Consider the following 22,605-nt stretch of genomic DNA (forward strand, 5'->3'; position numbering starts at 1 on the left):
TATCTAATTAATTAAAAAACACTCAATATAATGCGAAATATCTTATTCTACGGTCTATTCCGAAAATTCCCGCGTAAAATTAACTGAATATTACCTAAAATATATCTTTATTTACATAATGAAAATAAAGTATGGATGAGAGGTGATAATTTTCAAGTAATTTAGTAAGTAACTCACGATAAAATTTTTTGAAAAATAAAAAAATAGGAGGAATTGTAATGAAGAAAAATTTTAAAGGGAAAATTGGGTTGTTTTTGGCTATTATGTTTGTTGCATTTATATTGTCTCCAAAGTCTTCACTAGCTAATACTGAAGGAGATAATACTAACCCGTGCATTATTTATTTAAAAGGTGTCGAATTGAATTTAGATGAAGTTGAAAGAGAAAAAAGCTCTTTAGTTGAAGAGTCTGGTCTATATATTATTTCTTTTGAAGGACCAATTGAAGATTATATGAAAAAAGATATAACAAAATTAGGTGCAGAACTTATTGAATATATCCCGGATTTTGCATTTTTATCAAGAATAAAATCTAATACACTTTCTGATGTTTCACTACTTCCTTACGTAAATAATATTGTAAGTTACGAGCCTGAATATAAGATAAATCCTGTCCTAAAAAATAATAAAAGAACAAACAGATCAATTACTCCAGAAGAATTAACTGAAGAAGAAATAACTGTTAAAATATTTACATTTGACGATTCCTCTATTCTAGATGGTTATATAAAAGAATTTGGCGGTACTAAAATAGATTCTACTGAAAAAGATGTAATCGTTAAATTGAATCCAAGTAATGTTGAGAGATTTGCAAGCCTTGATTCAGTTAAATATATAGAGCCAGTTGTTGAATTTGAATTATTCAATGATAAAGCTAGAGATTTTATGGGTGTAAATAGCATTAATAGTCTAGGTCACAATGGAGCTGGACAAGTTGTTGCAGTTTGTGATACTGGTATTGATACTGGTGTTAATAATAGTGGTATGCATTCAGATTTCCAAGGCAGGATTGATAGTATATTCCCATTGGGTAGATCTACAGCTGATGATGTACATGGTCATGGTACTCATGTTGCCGGTTCAGTTCTAGGTGATGGTACTAGATCCAATGGCCAAATTAAAGGTATTGCTCCACAAGCTCATCTTGTATTTCAATCTGTATTAGATTCTAATGGTGGATTAGGCGGTCTTCCAAATGATTTGAATGACTTATTCCAACAAGCAGAAAATGCTGGTGCTCATATTCATACAAATTCTTGGGGAGCTGCAGTAGGTGGACAATATACTGGAAGTTCACAAGATGTTGATGAATATGTATGGAATAATAAAGATATGATTATTCTTTTCGCTGCTGGAAATGAAGGCGATGGATATAATGGAACAGCTTATAATTCAATTGGTTCTCCTGGTACAGCTAAAAACTGTATTACTGTAGGTGCAACTGAAAACAATCGTCCTAACATGCCTAACACTAAGTGGGGTAATATAGGCGATAATCCAAATGAGATTGCTCCATTCTCTAGTCGTGGTAATTGTGATGATGGAAGAGTAAAACCTGATATAGTAGCTCCAGGTACATGGATTCTTTCTACTAAATCATCTGTAGCTCCTACAAGTAATTTCTGGGCAGACTATAATAATTACTATGCTTATATGGGTGGTACTTCAATGTCTACTCCATTAACTGCTGGAGCAGTTGCAGCAGCACGTGGATATATGCAGGATGTTTGGAATCATACACCAAGTGCAGCATTAATGAAAGCTGCAATTATCAATGGTGGTACTGATTTAGGTTTTGGTTTCCCAAGTAGAGATCAAGGATGGGGACGTGTTAACTTAGCTGATTCATTGAAGAACAAGGAATATGAATATTCTGATGAAGCTTATAATCTAGCAACAGGTGCTACACAAAACTTTACTTACACTATTGAATCAACTAGTACTCCTTTAACTATATCTCTAGTATGGTCAGATTATCCTGGTTCAACAGCTGCATCTAAAGCATTAGTTAATGACCTGGATATAAAAGTTACTTCTCCTTCAGGTACAGTGTATTATGGTAACGATTTTACTCAACCATATAATAGTAGTTATGATAGATTGAATAATGTTGAAAATATTTATATTGATTCACCAGAAACAGGTAATTATTCAGTTGAAGTAAAAGGCTACAATGTACCACAAGGACCTCAATCTTTTGCATTATTTGCTTCTGCTGATTTTGGTACTGCAGTAGTTGATGACGTAGCGCCAACATGTAATATATCTTCTCCAAATAATGGTGATACAGTTAATGGTATGTTAGCTATTGACGCTGATGCATTGGATAATGTAGCAGTGAGTAAAGTTGAATTCTATGTAAATAATAATAAAATAGGTGAAGATACTACATCACCTTACAGTTTTAATTGGAATACAAACACTGTAAATAACGGTAATTATAATCTAAAAGCAAAAGCAATAGACACATCCAATAATGAAGCAACATCTAATGAAATTACAGTTACAGTTGATAATGTTATTGACAATACACCTCCAACATGTAATATAACTTCACCTGCTAATGGTGATGATGTTAATGGAACAATTAATATTACTGCTAATGCCGGGGATAATATAGCAGTTAATAAAGTAGAATTCTATGTTGATAATAATAAAATAGGTGAAGATACTACATCACCTTATAGTTTTCAATGGGATACAACTACAGTAAGTAACGCATCTCATACCTTAAAAGTAAAAGCAATAGACACATCAGATAATGAAGGTCTATCTAATGAGATAACTGTTGCTGTAGACAATGCTCCAACTGTGGAATATAAAACTGAAACTTTCACTGGTAGTGCAAGTATATTTAATAGTCCACAAATTGATATTGATGTAACTGCAAATGGTACAATAGATTTACAATTATCAGGTAGCTCATCATCACTAAAAATGAGACTATATGATCCTAGTGGCACTTTGCTAGCTACTAATAGTTCAAGCATATCATATGATGCAAGTGAAACTGGAACATATTCAATTGTAGTCTCAATATTCAGCTTTTATGATACAGGTTTTACCTTGATAGCAACTTATCCTGTTGTTTCTACTCAAGATGAAGCTCCAGATACAATTGAAGAGTCATCAGACACTGTGGAACCTAGAGATGTTATTGTTGATGGAGATATCATTAGTGATATTATGACTATTGATACTCATGTTGATAAGAACAAAGCTATAAAATTTATTGAATTATATGTTGATGAAAATAAAGTAATGGAATTCACTGAAATACCAGAAGTTATTGAATGGGATACTACTACAGTAGATAATGGTAATCATGATATTCAAATTAAGATTACTGATGAATGGGGTAATGTTATTACTTCTACTCCATTGAATATTGTTGTAGAAAATGATATGAGTGAATAGATAATAGGTTAATGGTAAAACTAAATATATAATCTATGTTCAGTAATAATTAATAATCATAGTACATAATTATGATTGTTAAGTAAGATAATCACCCTAAACAAGTTAGCACAGTAAAGATACACTGTGTTAACTTGTTCTTTTTATTACTAATCTATATAAAATATTAAAAAATCCAGTTAGCATGTAAGTCACATTGAAATAATAAGATATCTAGATTATAATTTATCTTATAGTACTAAGACAAGGCAACCTCTTTTCTTGTCTTATAGGAAAGTCCTTGAATATAGTATATGAAATAGAAGGTAAGGTGCTAATATGATAATAATTAGAAAAATAGGTTACTATTTGATAGATTTACTTGCTGTGATAATATTTTATTTTGCGTTTATATACGAAGGAGCTAAGGACAATAGATATATGTTATTACTAACATTATTCATAGTTTATGTCATATTGTCTATTATTAAAAATAGCTTTAAAGAACATTCAAAAATAATACTGGTCATATTATGTTTAAAGATATTTTTGTTGTTGTTTATAGAAATCAATTCAAAGTTTGCAATAAATTATTTTATACATGCTGTTTATTTATTAATAATAATCGAATCAACCTCATTGCTTAGTTTCAAAAGTAGTTTGATAATTAATTCCTTGGCATTTATTATATCGTTGTACAAATTTCTTAATCTTATATCCTTTAACAATAGTATTTCTAATATATCTCAGATGTTTCTTTTCGTTCTCATTAATTCTTTGGTAATTATTATATTGGGGTTCGCTAAGTATCATCAAGAAGAAAAAAGCAAGATTGATAATATATATAAGGAATTATTGAATGCTCATTATAAATTAAAAGACTATGCTCAGAAGATTAAGGAACTTACAACAACACAAGAAAGAAATAGGATAGCTAGAGATCTGCACGATACACTTGGACATAATATGACAGGGCTTATTATGCAACTGGAAATGACAAGTTCAATGATGGATAAAGATATAGATGAGGCAAAAGTTCTTATGGAAGAATCCAAGATAACTGCAAGGGAAAGCTTGAAGAAAGTTAGAGAGATTGTAGAAACTTTTAAAGATGAAAGTAGAATGTATACTGATATAGGTGCTATCAAGGAACTTATTGATGAGTTTTCCAGCAAGACAGGTGTCAATATTAGTTTTGAAGTTAAAGGAGAGAAAATGGCTTTATCGCCAGATGTTTATATAACATTGTATCGAGTTATACAGGAATCAATGACCAATGCTGTCAGGCATGGAAAAGCTGATGAAATAAATATTGTTATTAAATATGAGAAAGATGTTATTAGATTTTCTATAATTGATAATGGTGTTGGATGTGATGATGTTTGTGAGGGGTATGGATTAAAGGGGATGAGAGAAAGAGTGGGTTTATTAGGAGGATTTATTGAGTATAGAAATGAATGTGGATTTGAAGTTATGGGGGAAATTAATAGAGGGTAGGTTTTAATTAAGGGGACTAACGGGAGTAAGCGTAGTGATAAATAGTAAGTTTTACTTGCCTTACTCCTGAAGGAACGGTCTTCGTAAAACTTACTATTTATCACAATGCGGTGTACGTATTGGTTAGTGATTAGGTCATCTTGGGTGAGATTAAGATAACGTAATTTATATATGGTTGTAAAATTAGATTGATATTTAGGTGATTAAATTTGAAAGGGATGTGGATGATGATAAGAGTATTGTTGGTGGATGATCAGGATATTTTGTTACAGGGGTTGACTATGATTTTGGGAAAAGAGGAAGATATTGAAGTAGTAGGGGGAGTAAAAAACGGAGAGGAAGCTGTAAATAGATGTAAGTTAGATAATATTGATGTGGTATTGATGGATATTAGAATGCCTGTTATGAATGGAGTAGAGGCTACAAGAGCCATAAAAGAACATGATGGGAACATTAAGATTATTGTTTTGACAACTTTTAATGATGATGAGTATATATTTGATTCTCTGAAATATGGGGCATCAGGCTATTTGTTGAAAGATGCTATGCCAAAAGAAATATCTGAGGCAATTAGATGTGTATATAATGGGGGAACATTGATAAATCCATCTGTTGCAACTAAAGTTATGGATAGATTCAAAGAAATAAGTAACAATGAACAGGAATATGAAACTGTACAGGAGGTAAATACTTTAACATCAAGAGAAAAAGATATCTGTAGTCTATTGGCAAAAGGAAAGAATAATAAAGAGATATCTGAAGAATTATTCTTGAGTCAAGGGACTGTTAAAAATCATATAACTAGTATATTGGGAAAACTTGATCTCAGGGATCGTACTCAATTGGCTATTTTTGCTATTAAGAATAAGCTATAGTTGTACTAAATAAGTTTTTTAAAATCTGAAATATTATAAATGTGCAAAAAGTCATGGATATAATGTGACAATAGATACATGGAATATTATTGGTGATGGTGTATATTAGTTGTATAGTAATTAACTAAATAGCTAAATGAGGTGTATAAAATGAAAAAGATGATTAGTGTAATAATGATGACGGTTATTGTAGTAGCAATGTTGACTGCATGTTCAACTAAAGCACTTGTAGATTATAATAATGCAGTAGTAAAAACGGATTCTGAAAAGATGGGTAAAGAATCTATGGAAATAAAGATAGATGTAGATTATAATACAGAAGGTTTATCATTAGAAAAAGTTACACAACTGAATCATTATAAGGAAATGATGTTTAATATTACTAATCAGTACGATATGACCAGGGAGAAGATTGCAACAGATATTTATATGAATTTTGGTGGAATAGGCATGGATTCTTATTTTTATAAAGATAGGGATAAGGAGTATATACAAATTCCGGTACTCAAGAAATATGTTAAGCTGGATGAAAAGAAGTTAACTACTAACAAATATGATAAGATATTTGCTAATGTATCAGATAAATGGCTAGAACTATTGGGAGAAGAAAATGTACTAAAAGGTGAAAATACAATTATTGATACAAGAGATGGGCAGGTAAAAGCAAAAGAAGTATCAATAAAGATTAGTGCTGAACAATTAAAAGATTTAAGTGAAGAGATATTTAAAAGTATAAAAGAAGGTAAAATTATTGAAGATTTTATTTTCATAACAGAAAATAGAGATAACCAAGATGATATTGATAAAAAAGAGATTATGAAAAGAATAGATGAAATTTTAGAAAGAGTGGTATTTGATAATTTTGAAGCCAAAGCTTATATTGATTTTGACGGATATCTTATAAGAGAAAAAATGACAATAGAAATGAGTATGGATGATCAGGAAAAAGGAGAACCAATGTCAATTAAAGTCTCTATTGATAAAACTAATTGGGATATAGGAAAAAAACAGGAGATTAATATTCCTAAGTTCAACGATGAAGATATTATTGAATTGGATGAGTTGAAGAATATAGATAATATAATAGGTTTATAAACCAAAGGGTAACCAAATGTATAATGATATAGAATCATAGGAATGGAGGCATATTAATATGCAATTACTTAATGTATCACATCTTAAAAAATATTTTAAAGACATAAAAGCGGTAGATGATATTTCATTTACTATAGAAAAAGGTGAAATATTAGGATTACTTGGACCTAATGGAGCAGGAAAATCAACAACTATCTCCATGCTTTCAACATTGATAAAACCTGATGATGGTGTCATAACATACAAAGGTAAAGATATAGTAAAAAGTCCACAAGCCATTCAAGGAAGTCTAGGTTATGTGCCTCAAGAAATAGCTCTTTATCCAAACCTTACAGGTAGGGAGAATCTTGAGTTCTGGGGAAGAGCTTATGGATTGAAAGGTAAGAAACTGAACAAGCAGATGAAGAAAGTCTCTGGAATTATTGGTATAACAGATAGATTGAAAGATAAAGTAAGTCAATATTCTGGTGGAATGCAGAGAAGACTTAACATTGGAGCAGCTCTTTTGCATGAACCTGAATTAATCATCATGGACGAACCAACTGTAGGTATAGACCCACAATCAAGAAAACATATTCTTGATACTGTTCTAGAGCTTAATAAAGAGGGAATGACAGTAATATACACAAGTCATTATATGGAAGAAGTAGAGTATATCTGTAACAAAGTATGTATTATGGATAATGGTAAAATTATTGCCAATGGTACCAAGAAAGATTTGGTCAATCTAATTGATGATAAAAAAAGAATTCTTATAAAAGTGGATAATGTCAATGATGTATTATTAAAGGATATAGGTAATATTCAAGAAGTAACAGATGTCAGCAGTGAAGAAAATACAGTTATTGTTACTGTCAGTAATGGGAAAGCAACATTTAAAAGAATTATTGAAGTGTTGAATAATACAGAAATTGGTATCCGTTCTATTGATATTAATGAACCTAACTTAGAGACTGTATTTTTACACTTGACAGGTAAGGCACTTAGAGATTAGAAAGGGTGGGGCTAATTGAAACTTAGACATATCATAGTCAAAGATGTAAAAAAGATTATTTACGATAAAAAGTTATTAGCTATTATCCTTTTAATGCCTATTGTACTTATGACTATATTAGGTTTTTCTCTTAACAATATGTTTGGGGATGGGGGAACTTCTATAGGCAACATTAATGTAGCCATTGTTAAAAATTATGATGCCTTAGAGGATATGGCAAGATTTGAAGAAACTGTGAATAAAAGTTTTTTTACTAAAGATTTGGATGAAAAAAGTAGAGAGAGTCTATTATCAATTGTAAAAGATTATAACATAGAAAATATATTTTTTGAGTTTCTTGATTCAGACAACATACAAGAAGTAATGACTTATACTGTACAGGATGAAGAGAAAGCAAGAGAAATGTTAGAATCCAAGGAAGTGACTGCTGTTGTTATTTTACCAGAAAACTATATTTATAACACTTACATGAATTATGCTTTACCTGTAAGAAATATAGTGGATGTAAAAATTCTTAAACATACTGATAATAGCATAAAAGGAAGTATTGTAGAAGCTGTCATTGATGGTTTTATGGGAACAATGAATAATTATTCTCTTGATAAAGAAGTGTTTATCAATAAGATTCAGGAATACAGTGATTTGGAGTCGGCATTTGAAGGAATTCCTTATTTGATGGAAGAGTTAACTGAGAATGTTCAGAAGAACCTTGATATTAAAGATATAGATGTTGAAGGAAAGAAAAATTTGTCTAGCTTCCAGTATTATGCTGTAGCTATGATGGCTATGTTTATTCTTTATAGTGCCAGCAATGGTGGTAGATTGTTATTGGAAGAAAAAGAGAATATAACATATCAGAGAAATAGAGTTGCTGGAGTACCACTTAGTAAGATAATGATAAGTAATTTTTTTATGATATGTATAGTTGCTATCTTACAGTCAGTTGTTATGATTCTCTATTCAAGTATCGTGCTGAAAATAAACTGGGGAGATATAGGGCTTGTCTTGTTAAGTATACTAAGCAGTGGTCTGGCTATTGGTGGTCTGGGAATATTCATATCTGTTATAACATTGATAGTGGGCAATTATAAATTCGCTAATGTATTCGAACTTGGAATAATACAATTTATGGCATTGATAGGTGGTAGTTTCGTACCAATAGAGACTTTACCAAGTTTTATGAACAAGTTATCATATTTTTCTACCAGCGGGGTTGCCATAAAAATATATACTGGCATAATGAGAAACAACAGCTTGGCTGATATGTGGAATTATTATGCGATATTAATAGGTACTGGAGTAGGGTTTATTATGGTCTCTGCTATTATGGTTAAGTTACGAAGGGAGGCTATATAAATGTTTGCAGTACTGAAAGTCAAAATTTTAGGATATAAGAATCAGTTACCTCTTCTTCTTAGTTTTGTTGCTATGATGCTAATATTCACTTATATATTTGGTGCATCTTTTTCCTCAAAAAGTGTTAAGCCAACGGTGTATATTGTGGATAAAGCAGAGAACAATGTAAGTGAACTGTTGATAACTAAATTACAAGAGAGTAAAGCTATAAAATTAAAAGAAGCGGGCTATGATGAAGCAGTAGAAAGCGTAGAAAGGTCAAAAGGGATTGGGGCTATTGTTGTAGAACAAGGTACAGAGGGTATAAAACTATCATTAATGAGTATAAATGAGACCAGAGATACAATGATGTTAAAAAGCTTACTTTCTGGGATATCAAGTGTATTCCGAAATGATATGAAACTTGCAGATATAACATATAATTTTCTTGATAAGACAGGAATAGCTGTAGAAAAAAATATGATTCAAAAAGATATTATGAAAGAAATTGGAGAGTTAAGAGATAAGAAGACATTTTATAAAACCAGTTCAGAATTTATTGATACTGATTTGTATGGTTATGATAACCTCAAGCAGGCTTTAGCAGGTTTTGCATTGTTCTTTTCAATGTTCTTGGTATTTTTCGGTATAGGCAATATAGTTGATGAGAAAAAGCATTATGTATGGCAGCGACAGCTGGTATCTCCAATAAAAAATATTTCTATATTATCAGGAAATGTTATTGCAACATTTATAGCTGGTTTTGTCAATATATTGGTTATGGTGTATGGAGGCAAATACCTGTTTCATATAGATTGGGGAAAAAGCGATATTGGAGTACTTTTACTATTAGGAGCTTTTATATTTACGATTACATGTCTTGGACTGTTTATATCTTCATTCTTCAAGACTGGACAGCAATTGTCAGCTATAGTGCCAGTAATTACTGTTAGTACATCAATGCTAGGTGGTTGTATGTGGCCATTAGAAATAATACAATCAAAAACATTGTTGTTCATTGCTAATCTTACACCGCAAAAATGGGCTTTGGAAGGCATAAAAGACATGATAATGTATGGGCATGGCATAGAATCTATAGTCACACCTGTATTAGTATTATTACTGATGGGAATCATATATCTGGCATTGGGTATCAGATTTATTAATGTCAGTAAATAAATATAATAGTGCTATGTGGTTTTTGAGATATAAGTACTTTTTCTGACCGACATGCAAGAATTTAACTTTGCCTAACTATTCAAGTTGGTATATAATATACTAAAAATAGTTGATTGCAGTTAATATACAATACTGTAGCATAGTGGGCAAAGGAGGATATAATGAAACTAATATCTTGGAATGTTAATGGTATAAGAGCCTGTATTAAAAAAGGCTTTTTAGATTTTTTTAATGAGGTAGATGCGGATGTTATGTGTTTACAAGAAACCAAAATATCTGAAGGACAAATTGAGTTGGATCTAGACGGATATCATCAATATTTTAATTATGCAGAGAAAAAAGGCTATTCAGGAACAGCTATATTCTCTAAGATGGAACCTATATCTGTTAAAAATGGAATAGGTATTGAAGAACATGACCAAGAAGGCCGAGTTATAACTGCTGAATACGATAACTTTTACTTAGTAAATGTCTACACACCTAATTCTAAAAGAGGACTGCTTAGACTTGATTATAGAATGCATTGGGAAGATGATTTCAGAGACTATGTTAATGAACTTGATAAGATTAAGCCTGTTGTAATTTGTGGCGATTTGAATGTAGCCCATAAAGAAATTGATATAAAGAATCCAAAATCCAATAAAAAGAATGCAGGGTTTACTAATGAAGAGAGAACTAAGCTGACTAATCTGCTAGATTCTGGCTTCGTAGATTCATATAGGTTCTTCTATCCAGATAAAGAAGGGGCTTACAGCTGGTGGTCATATATGTTTAACGCTAGGCAGAATAATGTAGGATGGCGTTTAGATTACTTCAATGTTTCTAAAAAATTGGAAGAGAAGTTGAAGGGTGCAGATATCCTGTCTGATGTATTAGGCTCAGATCATTGTCCTGTTCAGTTAGAACTTGATATTGAAGTAAATGAATCTATGAATAATAATTCTTCTGAAAAACAATTAGAATTAGATATTGTATAAAGAATTATTAAATATCCGTGAAAATAATATCTAAAATTAATATAGGTAAATATATTAAATATAACTAATCATTAATTAACATAGTTATACTAATATATTTACCTTGTTTTTGTTGGAGTTATATAATACTGTAAGATTGTTTATATAAAGTTTTGTAAAATAATTTATTTGAATATATTAACTTAATTTTGCATATCAGGTATTTTAACAGTATTGTTTTTTGACTTAGCATCTTGACTGTTTTTAATTAAAGTACAACCATGACCCATGGGACAAATCTGGCACCAGCTTCTTGGTTTGAAGACAATACCAATAACAATACCTACTATGAATGACATCAACATGAATCTATAGAACACTTTGGCTATTACAAAAAAATGGAACCCATGATTGACAATAGCATAAGTTAGAACAATACTAAAAACAGAAAGCATTATCGTCAAAATGGTATTTTTCGCTTTGTTGGTTCTTAACCATTTTGGAAAGGTATGACCAAGAGATATCTTTCTAAGGAACTTTCCTAGAAAAGAACCTCTTGGACAGTATTTTGAACAATGAATCTTACCTCTGCCTCTTATAGCATGATATATAGGGGCACCCATACAAACAATTCCTAGAATGCCGAATCTAATATCAATTATTCCTAATATGAAAAAGCTTATAATAATTATATAACTCCATCCCTGATGACTTTTTCCAGTTTCTTTTTTCATTATTTATTTCTCCTTCTTTTAACCATATCTATATATTATTATATTCAAATATATAGATATGTCAACAGAATTTATCCAAAAATTTAATTTGTTAATTTGGAATTATGTGGATATAATATAGGAAATTATCGGAAAAATATATTGATTTAAGTAATAATTTACTATTATATATCTTTTAATAAAGTTGAAGATGTTGTAAAATTATGCTAAAATAATACTAACTATAATGAATTATGCCTAATCATAATAGTATATTAAGACTAGGTTAGGGGCGGTTATATGTGTAATAAATTAAAGTCTAACTTAGATTTTAAAATTATTATTAGAAGTTTTATAATAATTTTTACTGTATTTAGTATATCTTCTATTTTTGTTTATCAGCAAACCACCAAGAAGTTTCACACTAATACGACAAAACAAATATGTCTAAAATCCCAGCTTGTTAATAAAGATATCACCAATATATTTGAAAATAAAAAAATAATATCAGATATCATTGAGGCAGATGAAGATATTAATAATTATTTGATGGAAGTTAAAGATAGAAAAGATATTACAACAAATATTTTATATCCAAAATTCATAAAAAATTTTAAACATATAATGGAATCATATGATGATATATATACAATTTGGGTTGCCAATGAACAAGCTAACTTTTATATAGATACTATTGGAAAATCCAATATCAGCGATTATGATATCTATAAAAGACCTTGGAGAGAACAAGCTGCCGGTTCCGATGAAGTTATATTAACAGATCCTTATATAGAATATGGTACTTCCATAAAGGTTATATCTATTATTAAAGCATTGAAACAAGATAATAGAATAATTGGTTATGTTGGCATAGATATCAAATTAGATAACATATTCACTATAATGGAAGATTACATTGTAGGGGAAAAAGGGATGAATTTCTTAATAAATAAGGATTATGAATTCATATATTCATATGTAGGAGAAAATGATGAAGATATAGTATTTAAGAATAAATTGATAGAACGTGTTAAAACACTTGATAAAGATTATAGAGATTATAGGAAGATTACATACAAAAAAAATAAATATTTTATTTATCACAATGAAATTGATCTTAATGGATGGAGAATAATACAATTAATCCCTGAAAATGATATTGATCAAGATATAAATGATTTTTTGAAAATCATGTTGATTATATTTAGTATTGCGGCTATATCTTTATTAATAATAATTATTATTGAAGGAATAATGTATAAACTACGTGAAAACCGATTGAAGATACAAGCTAGAACAGATTCTTTGACAGGATCAATCAATAGAAGTTATTTTATGGAACTTGCAAAACATGAATTTTGTCTTGCTAAAAAAGAAGATAGAAAGTTCAATCTTCTAATGATAGATATTGATTATTTCAAAAGTGTGAATGATAATTATGGACATCATATAGGGGACGTTGTATTAGAAAATATGGCACGACTAAGTGTTAGACTATTAGGTAATAATGCCATATTTGGACGAGTTGGAGGAGAAGAATTTGCAGCCATCATAATGGATATAGATGAAAAGGAAGCTTTTGTAGCTGCTGAAGATCTTAGAACTAAGATTTCCAATATGGATATAAATACTGACAAAGGTAATATAAGTATTAATGTAAGTATAGGATTAACCAGTATGAAAAATAGTGATATACAGCTTAAAGGAATTCTAAAAAGGGCTGATGAAGCTATGTATGAAGCCAAGAAAAGTGGTAGGAACAAAGTTAAAATCAAATAAGTAATTAGCAAGGCTTTCTATGAATTCCTTAGATTTGTTAAAATGATAAGCTTCATTTTCTTATCGACATGGATATATTTTGTATGATACAATAATCTAATACAGTAAATACTAACAAAATGAAAGGTGATGTTATATGGTAAGCATTAAAGATGTTGCCAAAAAAGCAAATGTATCCATATCATCTGTATCTAATGCACTAAATGGTAGAGCAAATGTAAGTGAGAAAACTAGAAAAAGAATTATTGAAATAGCCAAAGAAATGAACTATTATCCTAATACGATGGCTAGAAATCTTAAGGTGAAAAGAACAAAAACAGTAGCTCTTTGTTTTAGTCAATTTGATAGAAATTTCTATTTTGAAATCATAAAAGGAATTAATGATTGTGTTGTACACAATGGATATGATTTAATTATATGTGCTCATCATTCCATAGAAAAATTTCTGAGAAATGGTTTTATTGATGGTGCTATGGTATTAGATAAAAATGTAACAGATGAATTAATACTATCTACAGCAAGTGAAGAACTACCAATTGTTCTGTTTGATAGAGAGCTTGAAGGAGAAAACATTTACTCTGTAGTTGTAGATAATTACTTAGCTATGGAGGATTTGATTAATGGATTAATTAAAAAAGGATACACTAATTATTCATTCGTTGGTGGTGTTGAGCATACTCAGGATAATATTGAGCGTTTTAAAGGACTGAAGGATACCCTCGAAAAAAGTAATATAGAGTTTATATCAAAAAATTATTATCATGGTGATTTTACTGAAAAAAGCGGTTATCAAGCTGCAAAACTCATGATTATCAGTAACGATATTTCAGAAGTAATTGTATGTGCGAATGATAATATGGCTATAGGTGTAATGAAAGCTTTTAAAGAAGCAGGAATTAGAATTCCAGAAGATGTAAGCGTAATAGGCTTTGATGATATTGAATTAGCGAGTTACCTTGAACCACACCTAACTACAATTTCAACTCCGAAATACGAATGGGGAATGTATGCAGCTAGTATATTATTTCAAGTTCTTGATGAAGAGAAAACAAATATTAAGCCTAATAAAATAAAAGCCAATATAAAATGGAGAAATTCCAGTAGGTAAAATTTTTTACTCGTTTTTATAAAACGTTTTATTAAAATAAAATTATAAACACAGATAAATTATTAAAAGTCATGTAATTATAACAAAAATAAAGCTATATTATAAGTTTTAATATAAAAAATTAACAAAAAATAATTGACATCAATAATAATTCGTGATATTATTTTGTTGTTATTAATAAAACGTTTTATAAGGAGGAAAAATATTGAAGAAAATTAGATTGCTATTAGTATTGGTATTGGTATTATCCACAATGGTTGTAGGGTGTAAATCATCAGAAAAAGAGAGCACAACATCAAAAAAAGATGATGTGAATATTACATTATTCCAATCAAAAGTTGAGATAACAGAGCAGTTAGAAAAATTAGCGAAAGAATATAGTGAGATGACAGACGGAGTAACATTAGAAGTATGGGGAGCACCTGGTGGAGGCTATCATACTCAATTACAAGCGAAATTAATTAATGGACAAGGTCCAACAATTATGTCAGCTATTGGTAAAGATGCTGAAGTAATCAGCGATTATCTATATGATTTATCAAATGAAGATTTTGTGAAGTACATAGCTCCAGGAACAGCTGTTATGAATGGTGAAAAACTTATAGGTGTACCTTATGGAGTAGAAGGATATGGTTTCGTTTATAATAGCTCTTTAGTTAATCCGGATGAAGTAACTGACTTGACTTCATTTGAAACAAAATTAAATGAATTGAAAGATTCAGGTGTTCAACCAATAAGTTTATCAAGTGAGTCATATTTCTTGATAGGTCATATTTTAAATATACCTTTTGCATTACAAGACGATCCAGCAGCATTTGTTGATGGGTTAAACAATAAAACAAAGACTATGAGTGGAGATCCATTATTTGAAGAATGGGCTAAATTCATGGAGGTAATTAGAAAAGATGGTACAAAACCTTTAGAAATTAAATATGATGTTCAAACTGGTGATTTTGCTACAGGAAAAACAGCTATGATTCATCAAGGTAACTGGTGTTATGGTATGTTCAAAGATTATGATGTGAACTTTGATATGAGTATACTTCCAATGCCAGTAAACGGTAATGATAAAATCAGTGTTGGTATACCTAATGCCTGGGCTATCAATGCAGGTGCTTCTGAAGAGGAAATAAAAGCTGCCATTGATTTCTTTAATTGGTTATTTACAAGCGAAAGAGGTCAAGAGTACATTATAGATGAATTTGGATTCATCCCAGCAATGACAAACATGAAAACAGAATCATTAGATCCATTAGGAAAAACAATTGCAGAATATACAGCTGATGGAAAGACATTGCCATGGGTATTCAAGAGTTGGCCATCAGGTATAGTAAAGAATGATTTCTTATCAGTAGCTCAAAAATTCTTTGCTGATGAAAACATGAATGGTTCAGACTTATTAGTAGAATTAGACAAGGCATGGGCTAATGCAACAAAATAAAAATATAAATAAAAGATGAAACTAATTTTGGTTGAGAGAACTATTATCATATAGTTTTTTCAACCATTATGATATGTATTTATACGACTAAAAGGAGGCAGCTATGAAAAAAAAGAATAGAAATAAGATTTGGTTTGCTATTTTTACTTTTCCAACTATATTCATTTTTTTTACTGTTGTAATTATACCATTTCTAATGGGTATCTATTATTCATTCTTTCAATGGGATGGAATACCTGTACACCCTAAGAAATTTATAGGATTAGGTAATTACATAAATATGTTTTCGGATACAAGATATATTAATTCAATCTTATTGACTTTAAAATATACTTTAATCGCAGCAGTGTTAATCAATATTTTAGGATTGGCATTTGCATTATTAGTTACTACAAAATTGAAAATAAGAAATGGTCTTAGAACAATGTTCTTTGTACCAAACCTAATTGGTGGACTTATTCTCGGATTTATATGGCAATTCATCTTTATGAAAGTATTTGTTGGGCTAGGTGAATCAACAGGATTCCATGATATTTTTTTCAATTGGATATTAGATGAAAAATTCGCTTTACTAGCTATAGCGGTTGTAAGTACATGGCAAATGGCAGGTTATATAATGATTATCTACATAACTGGAATACAAAGTATACCAGGAGAATTATTGGAAGCAGCAAAAGTTGATGGAGCAGGCTATTTCAGCAGGTTAAAAAATATTATGTTCCCATTAATAGCGCCATCATTTACTATCAGTCTATTTTTAAGTTTATCAAATTCATTCAAGATATATGATGTCAACCTTTCTTTAACTGAAGGAGGACCATATAATTCAACTGAAATGTTTGCTATGAATGTATATAATGAGATTTTTGGTTATAGAAATTTTGGATACGGACAGTCAAAAGCGATAATGTTCTTCTTATTTGTAGCTTTGATTACATTGATTCAAGTATACTTTAGCAAAAGAAGAGAGGTTGAGATGTAATGGAAAATAAATTATTTAAAAGAACGAAAAAAATAATAATAGAATTATTGGCATTACTTATAGGTATAATTTATTTGCTTCCCATATATGTTATTGTAGTTAACTCATTTAAAAATCGTGCCCAGATGTATGATAATGTATTGTCCCTACCAAAAAAATTGGATTTCCAATTCTATAAGATTGCTATGGAAAAAATGAATTTTTCTAATGCATTCATGAACTCGGCAATCATTGCAGTGATAAGTATAACACTAATTGTAATCTTATCATCTATGACCGCATGGATGTTGGTTAGGACAAAACATGTAATAAGCAAGATTGTATTTTTCTTATTCATAGCTACCATGTTGATTCCGTTTCAATCAATCATGATGCCATTAATGCAGTTCATGGGATCTATATCAAGAAATACAATTTTCCCAATGATTAATACCCGATTTGGACTTGTCTATATGTATATAGGATTCGGAGCCAGTATGGCAGTATTTCTTTTTCATGGATTCGTCAAAGGAATACCTGCATCACTAGAGGAAGCAGCAACAATTGATGGATGTAATAAATGGAAGATATTCTGGAAAATAATATTCCCAATATTAAAACCTACTACTGTAACGGTAATGATATTGGATTTAAGATGGATATGGAACGATTTCTTATTACCTTCATTAGCATTATCCAGTAAGTCACTTAGAACGATTCCGCTGTCAACATTCTATTTCTTTGGAGAGTTTACAATTGAATGGAACTTAGCTATAGCAGGATTAGTATTGACTGTAATACCTGTAATTATATTCTACATATTTGCACAAAAATATATTATACAAGGTGTAACGGCTGGAGCAGTAAAATAGATAGATAGGATGTGGACATAAATGAGCAGTATCAATTTATGGGGATATACAGAAAAATATTTCCAGAAGGAAAAATATCCCCTAAATGAAACTTTATTTGCACTGGGAAATGGTTATATTGGGACTAGAGGAAGTTTTGAAGAAAAATCTGATTTCGGTGGGTATGATGGAACCTTCATAAATGGTTTTTATGATTATTATGATTTATCATATGGTGAAAAATATAATGGATATCCAGACAGAAGTCATGCAATGTTAAATGTAACTAATGGAAAAAAAATTGAAATATATATTAATGATGAAAGATTCAGTCTAGAAAATGGTACTATTAAAGACTATGTTAGAGAAATAGATTTCAAGAAAGGTATACTCACCAGGAGAGTAACATGGATATCAGAAAAAGGTGATGAGATTCTATATGAGAGTGAAAGATTAGTAAGCTTTTATGAGAAACATCTTATGATATCAAAGATTAGAATAACCCCTTTGAATTTTGATGGTGATATAAGGGTTGTTTCATACCTTGAAGGAGATGTCAAGAACATTACTAAAGAGAATGATCCAAGAATCGGTGTTGAATTTCAAGGTGATGAACTAAAGGTTTTAGAGTGTAAGATAGATAATAATAGAGGAGAAATAATTTCTAGAACAAAATCCTCTAATTTGGGTTTAATATGTTTAATGGCAAATAATATCAAGTGTGATGACCAGTACGATTCATTTTATGAACAAAATGATAAAAGTGTAAGTCATGTGTTCAATATAAAAGCAGAAAAAAACAAGGTAATAGAACTTGAAAAATATATTGTATATAAATCCTATGAAAATGAGTTGAACGATAATCTATACTCAGAGGTAATAGGCATAATAGAAGAAGCTTTTATAAAAAAATATGATTTCTATAAACAAAAGCAAAAAGAATTTATAGAAAATTTCTGGTTTAATACTGATATTCTTATAGATGGAGATGATGCTACTCAACAAGGTATCAGATTCAATATGTTTCATTTACTTCAATCTGTTGGCAGAGATTCATTAACTAATATTTCAGCAAAAGGGCTTACAGGAGAGGGGTATGAAGGACATTATTTCTGGGATACAGAGATATATATACTTCCGTTTTTTCTATATACCAACCCTGATATTGCTAAGCAATTAGTGAATTATAGATATAATCTACTAGATTCAGCTAGAAAAAGAGCCAAAGAGATGCAGTATAAAAAGGGAGCATTATATCCTTGGAGAACCATAAACGGTGAAGAGTGTTCTGCATATTTTCCGGCAGGTACAGCACAATATCATATAAATGGTGATATAGCATACACAGTTTGTAAGTATGTAGAAGCCACTAATGATGAAGAGTTCATGGTTGAAAAAGGAGCTGAAATACTCATTGAGACAGCAAGACTATGGCTTGAAATAGGTCATTTCAATAGTAAAGGGGAATTCCATATCTGTTGTGTAACAGGTCCTGATGAATATACAGCTATAGTAAATAATAATGTATATACTAACTTGATGGCAGCAAATAACTTACATAATGCATATAAAGTAGCTATGCTACTACAAAAAAAATATCCAGCACAATATAAGAAGCTGGTAGATAAAATAAATATTGAAGAATCGGAAATAGATAATTTTGAAGTGGCTGCAAACGAAATGTATGTACCATATGATGAACATAGAAAATTATATCCCCAAGATGATAGCTTTTTTGATAAACCTAAATGGGATTTTATAGATAGTGAGGATAAGCATCCTTTATTAATGCATTACCATCCTCTTAATATATATAGAGCACAGGTTTGTAAACAAGCAGACCTAATACTTGCAGAATTTTTACTAGGTGGTTATTTTGATAGAGAACAGAAAATGAGAGATTACGATTATTATGAAAAGATAACTACTCATGACTCTTCATTATCTACATGTATATTCAGTATAATGGCTAATGAACTAGGGTTGTACGACAAGGCGTATGATTACTTTGGTGATTCAGTGCGGACAGATATTGATAATTTACATAATAACACTTCTGCTGGTATCCATACTGCTAATATGGCAGGGGCTTGGATGTCGATAATATATGGTTTTGCAGGTATGCGAGTAGAAGATGGGGTACTTAGATTTTCACCTCATCTACCTAATCAATGGAATAGTTATAGATTCAGGGTTTCTTTCCAAGGAAGGATAATAGAAGTTTGTGTCACTAAGGATAATACTGAATTTAAAATACTTCACGGTGAACCTATAATGATATATAATGAAGAAAAATCAATTAAGGTGGTATAGAATTGATATCTTAATTGTTAGTCATTGATAAGGAGACATGCATATGAAAGATTTAACGTTTTATGGAACCAGTGCTGCGGAAGGGATACCAAGTCCTTTCTGTGACTGTTATTTATGTAGAAATGCCAGAGAAAAAGGTGGTAAAGAAGTTAGAAAACGTTCTATGTTCAGGATAAATGAGGAAATAACATTAGACCTAGGAGCAGATTCTTTTGTTCAAGCTATAATGTATGGTGATTTTATTAATCTGGAACATGTTTTAGTTACTCATACACACGAAGACCATTTTGCTTATATGATGATGAATGTAAGAAATATGGCTACTCATAGAATTGATAGACCTCTGAATTATTATATGACCGATAAAGCTTATGATATATTGGAATTCTATAGAAAAAGCAAACCCATACTAAAGGGTTGTGTAAATGAATTAATAGAAAGAAATATTATAGCTTTTCATAGATTGGAATTTAATAACACATATACCATAAGTAATATAGAGGTAACCCCATTAAAAGGGAACCATTATGGAAATATGCAGGAAAATAGTGCTAATTATATTGTGAAACTTCCTAATGGCAAAATATTATTTTATGGGCTTGATACAGGTTATTATCTAGATGAAACATTTGAAGTTCTGAAGAAATATCATATTGATTATTATATTAGTGAATGTACATTTGGTACTGCAAAAGGCAGAGGATTAAAACCTGATGGACATTTGGACGTAGAAAGCTGCAAATTAGTTTTCAAGAAGCTATTAGAGCAACATACCATTGATGAAGATACTAAGATATATCTGACACATATTAATCATTGCCACTTGTCCACTCATGAAGATTTAGTAGAAATATTTAATAATACTGATTTACCATGTGAAATTAATGTTGCATACGATGGTATGTCAATAAAAGAATAACGTAGGCTAAAATTTGACGAATACATAGAAAGAAGATGAAAAATTGTTTAAATATGATTTGCATATTCATACCAGTGAAACAAGTTCTTGTGCAAGAGTTTCTGCTTCTGATATGATAAAAATATATAAAAGTGAAGGATATCAAGGAGTTGTTATTACTGACCACTTCAAGAAATTCTTTTTTAAAAACAGTGAAGGTAATACTTGGGAAGAAAAAGTTGATGATTTTCTAAAAGGATATAGAGCTGCAAAAGAAGAAGGTAAGAAACAATCAATGGATGTTCTCTTAGGTATGGAAATAGCTTTTATGGAATATGATGAACCAGGAAATGATTATTTAGTTTATGGTATTACGGAAAAAATACTTAAAGAAATGCCTAATCTTTTAGAACTAGGAATAGAGGGACTTAGTGAGTTTTGTCGTGAAAATGGATTACTGTTATATCAAGCTCATCCCCTAAGGAAAAATTGTAGATTGGTTGATATTAATCTTTTGGATGGAGTGGAAGTACATAATGGTAATCCTAGACATGATTCCCATAATGATGAGATACAAAAGATTGCTGAAGAAAATAATCTAAAAATGACATCAGGTTCTGATTATCATGAATTGGGTGATGAAAGTAATGGAGGGATTATTACTCCAAAACGTATTAGGACAAATGAAGATTTGCTAAGAGTGTTAAGAAATAGTGAATATGAGTTATACTATTAATATTATTATATAAAAATTGATAATAACTTTACTCGTAATTTGACAATATAAATGTGGTGTGATAAACTTCTTGTAGGTCTATTGTAATAGATTTAATTAGGAGGCAATAATAATGAATGAACAATATAAATTATTTGATGCGGAATACAAATTCATGTTAATAATATGGGAGAATGAGCCTATTAATTCAACTCAATTAGTTAAACTTTGTAATGAAGAGCTTGGTTGGAAAAAATCTACCACGTATACGGTACTAAAAAAATTGCAAAATCGTAATATATTGCAAAATGAAAAGGCAATTGTAACTTCGTTGGTTAAATTTAATGAAGTAAGAAAATATGAAAGTGAACAACTTTTGGATAAAGCATTCAATAGTTCTTTGCCAAAGTTTTTAGCAACCTTTCTCAATGACAAGAAAATTACAGATGAAGAGGCAGAAGAATTAAAGCGTATCATTGATGAGAGTAGGGGTTAACATA

18 protein-coding genes are annotated in these 22,605 nt (G+C 30.2%); 17 read left to right on the forward strand and 1 reads right to left on the reverse strand.

Features of this window, described 5'->3' with window-relative positions:
• Positions 1-218 precede the first annotated feature (218 nt).
• From AACQ14_RS00875 to AACQ14_RS00910, 8 genes are all read left to right on the forward strand, one after another.
• Positions 219-3,416 (forward strand): S8 family serine peptidase, encoded by a 3,198-nt coding sequence (locus AACQ14_RS00875; protein WP_339361676.1) that lies wholly within the window; start codon positions 219-221, stop codon positions 3,414-3,416.
• A gap of 729 nt (positions 3,417-4,145) precedes the next feature.
• Positions 4,146-4,892, forward strand: a complete 747-nt coding sequence (locus AACQ14_RS00880; RefSeq protein WP_339361677.1) for a sensor histidine kinase — start codon at positions 4,146-4,148, stop codon at positions 4,890-4,892.
• A gap of 227 nt (positions 4,893-5,119) precedes the next feature.
• The gene (locus AACQ14_RS00885) at positions 5,120-5,767 is read left to right on the forward strand and encodes a response regulator transcription factor (protein ID WP_339361678.1); all 648 of its coding nucleotides are present in this window, start codon (positions 5,120-5,122) and stop codon (positions 5,765-5,767) included.
• 150 nt (positions 5,768-5,917) lie between these two features.
• A complete protein-coding gene (locus tag AACQ14_RS00890) occupies positions 5,918-6,862 on the forward strand; it encodes a hypothetical protein (protein ID WP_339361679.1) in 945 nt (314 codons plus the stop codon).
• A 58-nt stretch (positions 6,863-6,920) separates the two neighbouring features.
• Positions 6,921-7,856, forward strand: a complete 936-nt coding sequence (locus tag AACQ14_RS00895; RefSeq protein WP_339361680.1) for an ABC transporter ATP-binding protein — start codon at positions 6,921-6,923, stop codon at positions 7,854-7,856.
• 15 nt (positions 7,857-7,871) lie between these two features.
• Positions 7,872-9,212 (forward strand): ABC transporter permease, encoded by a 1,341-nt coding sequence (locus AACQ14_RS00900; protein WP_339361681.1) that lies wholly within the window; start codon positions 7,872-7,874, stop codon positions 9,210-9,212.
• The gene (locus AACQ14_RS00905) at positions 9,213-10,370 is read left to right on the forward strand and encodes an ABC transporter permease (RefSeq protein WP_339361682.1); all 1,158 of its coding nucleotides are present in this window, start codon (positions 9,213-9,215) and stop codon (positions 10,368-10,370) included. It abuts the gene before it with no gap.
• A 161-nt stretch (positions 10,371-10,531) separates the two neighbouring features.
• Positions 10,532-11,347, forward strand: coding sequence for an exodeoxyribonuclease III (locus AACQ14_RS00910; protein WP_339361683.1), 816 nt, complete (start codon positions 10,532-10,534; stop codon positions 11,345-11,347).
• A gap of 182 nt (positions 11,348-11,529) precedes the next feature.
• On the opposite strand, the gene AACQ14_RS00915 is transcribed toward AACQ14_RS00910, so the two are convergent.
• Positions 11,530-12,060 carry a hypothetical protein gene (locus tag AACQ14_RS00915; protein ID WP_339361684.1) on the reverse strand — a complete coding sequence of 177 codons (531 nt, stop codon included), beginning with the start codon at positions 12,058-12,060 and terminating at the stop codon, positions 11,530-11,532.
• 279 nt (positions 12,061-12,339) lie between these two features.
• Between AACQ14_RS00915 and AACQ14_RS00920 the strand changes: the two genes are divergently transcribed.
• The 9 genes from AACQ14_RS00920 (at position 12,340) to AACQ14_RS00960 (ending at position 22,601) form a co-directional block, all read left to right on the forward strand.
• A complete protein-coding gene (locus tag AACQ14_RS00920) occupies positions 12,340-13,818 on the forward strand; it encodes a sensor domain-containing diguanylate cyclase (RefSeq protein ID WP_339361685.1) in 1,479 nt (492 codons plus the stop codon).
• A 136-nt stretch (positions 13,819-13,954) separates the two neighbouring features.
• On the forward strand, positions 13,955-14,926 hold the full coding sequence (locus tag AACQ14_RS00925) for a LacI family DNA-binding transcriptional regulator (RefSeq protein WP_339361686.1): 972 nt from the start codon (positions 13,955-13,957) through the stop codon (positions 14,924-14,926).
• 205 nt (positions 14,927-15,131) lie between these two features.
• Complete coding sequence (locus AACQ14_RS00930) at positions 15,132-16,367, forward strand: ABC transporter substrate-binding protein (protein WP_339361687.1); 1,236 nt, start codon at positions 15,132-15,134, stop codon at positions 16,365-16,367.
• Between the two features lie 103 nt (positions 16,368-16,470).
• Positions 16,471-17,349, forward strand: coding sequence for a carbohydrate ABC transporter permease (locus AACQ14_RS00935; RefSeq protein ID WP_339361688.1), 879 nt, complete (start codon positions 16,471-16,473; stop codon positions 17,347-17,349).
• The gene (locus tag AACQ14_RS00940) at positions 17,349-18,200 is read left to right on the forward strand and encodes a carbohydrate ABC transporter permease (RefSeq protein WP_339361689.1); all 852 of its coding nucleotides are present in this window, start codon (positions 17,349-17,351) and stop codon (positions 18,198-18,200) included. The genes AACQ14_RS00935 and AACQ14_RS00940 overlap by 1 nt, the downstream gene beginning before the upstream one ends.
• Positions 18,201-18,221: 21 nt before the next feature.
• Positions 18,222-20,492, forward strand: a complete 2,271-nt coding sequence (locus tag AACQ14_RS00945) for a glycoside hydrolase family 65 protein (protein WP_339361690.1) — start codon at positions 18,222-18,224, stop codon at positions 20,490-20,492.
• Between the two features lie 43 nt (positions 20,493-20,535).
• Complete coding sequence (locus tag AACQ14_RS00950; RefSeq protein ID WP_339361691.1) at positions 20,536-21,411, forward strand: MBL fold metallo-hydrolase; 876 nt, start codon at positions 20,536-20,538, stop codon at positions 21,409-21,411.
• A 43-nt stretch (positions 21,412-21,454) separates the two neighbouring features.
• Positions 21,455-22,126, forward strand: coding sequence for a PHP domain-containing protein (locus tag AACQ14_RS00955; protein ID WP_339361692.1), 672 nt, complete (start codon positions 21,455-21,457; stop codon positions 22,124-22,126).
• A gap of 112 nt (positions 22,127-22,238) precedes the next feature.
• Complete coding sequence (locus AACQ14_RS00960) at positions 22,239-22,601, forward strand: BlaI/MecI/CopY family transcriptional regulator (protein WP_339361693.1); 363 nt, start codon at positions 22,239-22,241, stop codon at positions 22,599-22,601.
• Positions 22,602-22,605 lie beyond the last annotated feature (4 nt).

This window comes from Vallitalea maricola (assembly GCF_036985595.1).
GTDB lineage: Bacteria > Bacillota > Clostridia > Lachnospirales > Vallitaleaceae > Vallitalea > Vallitalea maricola.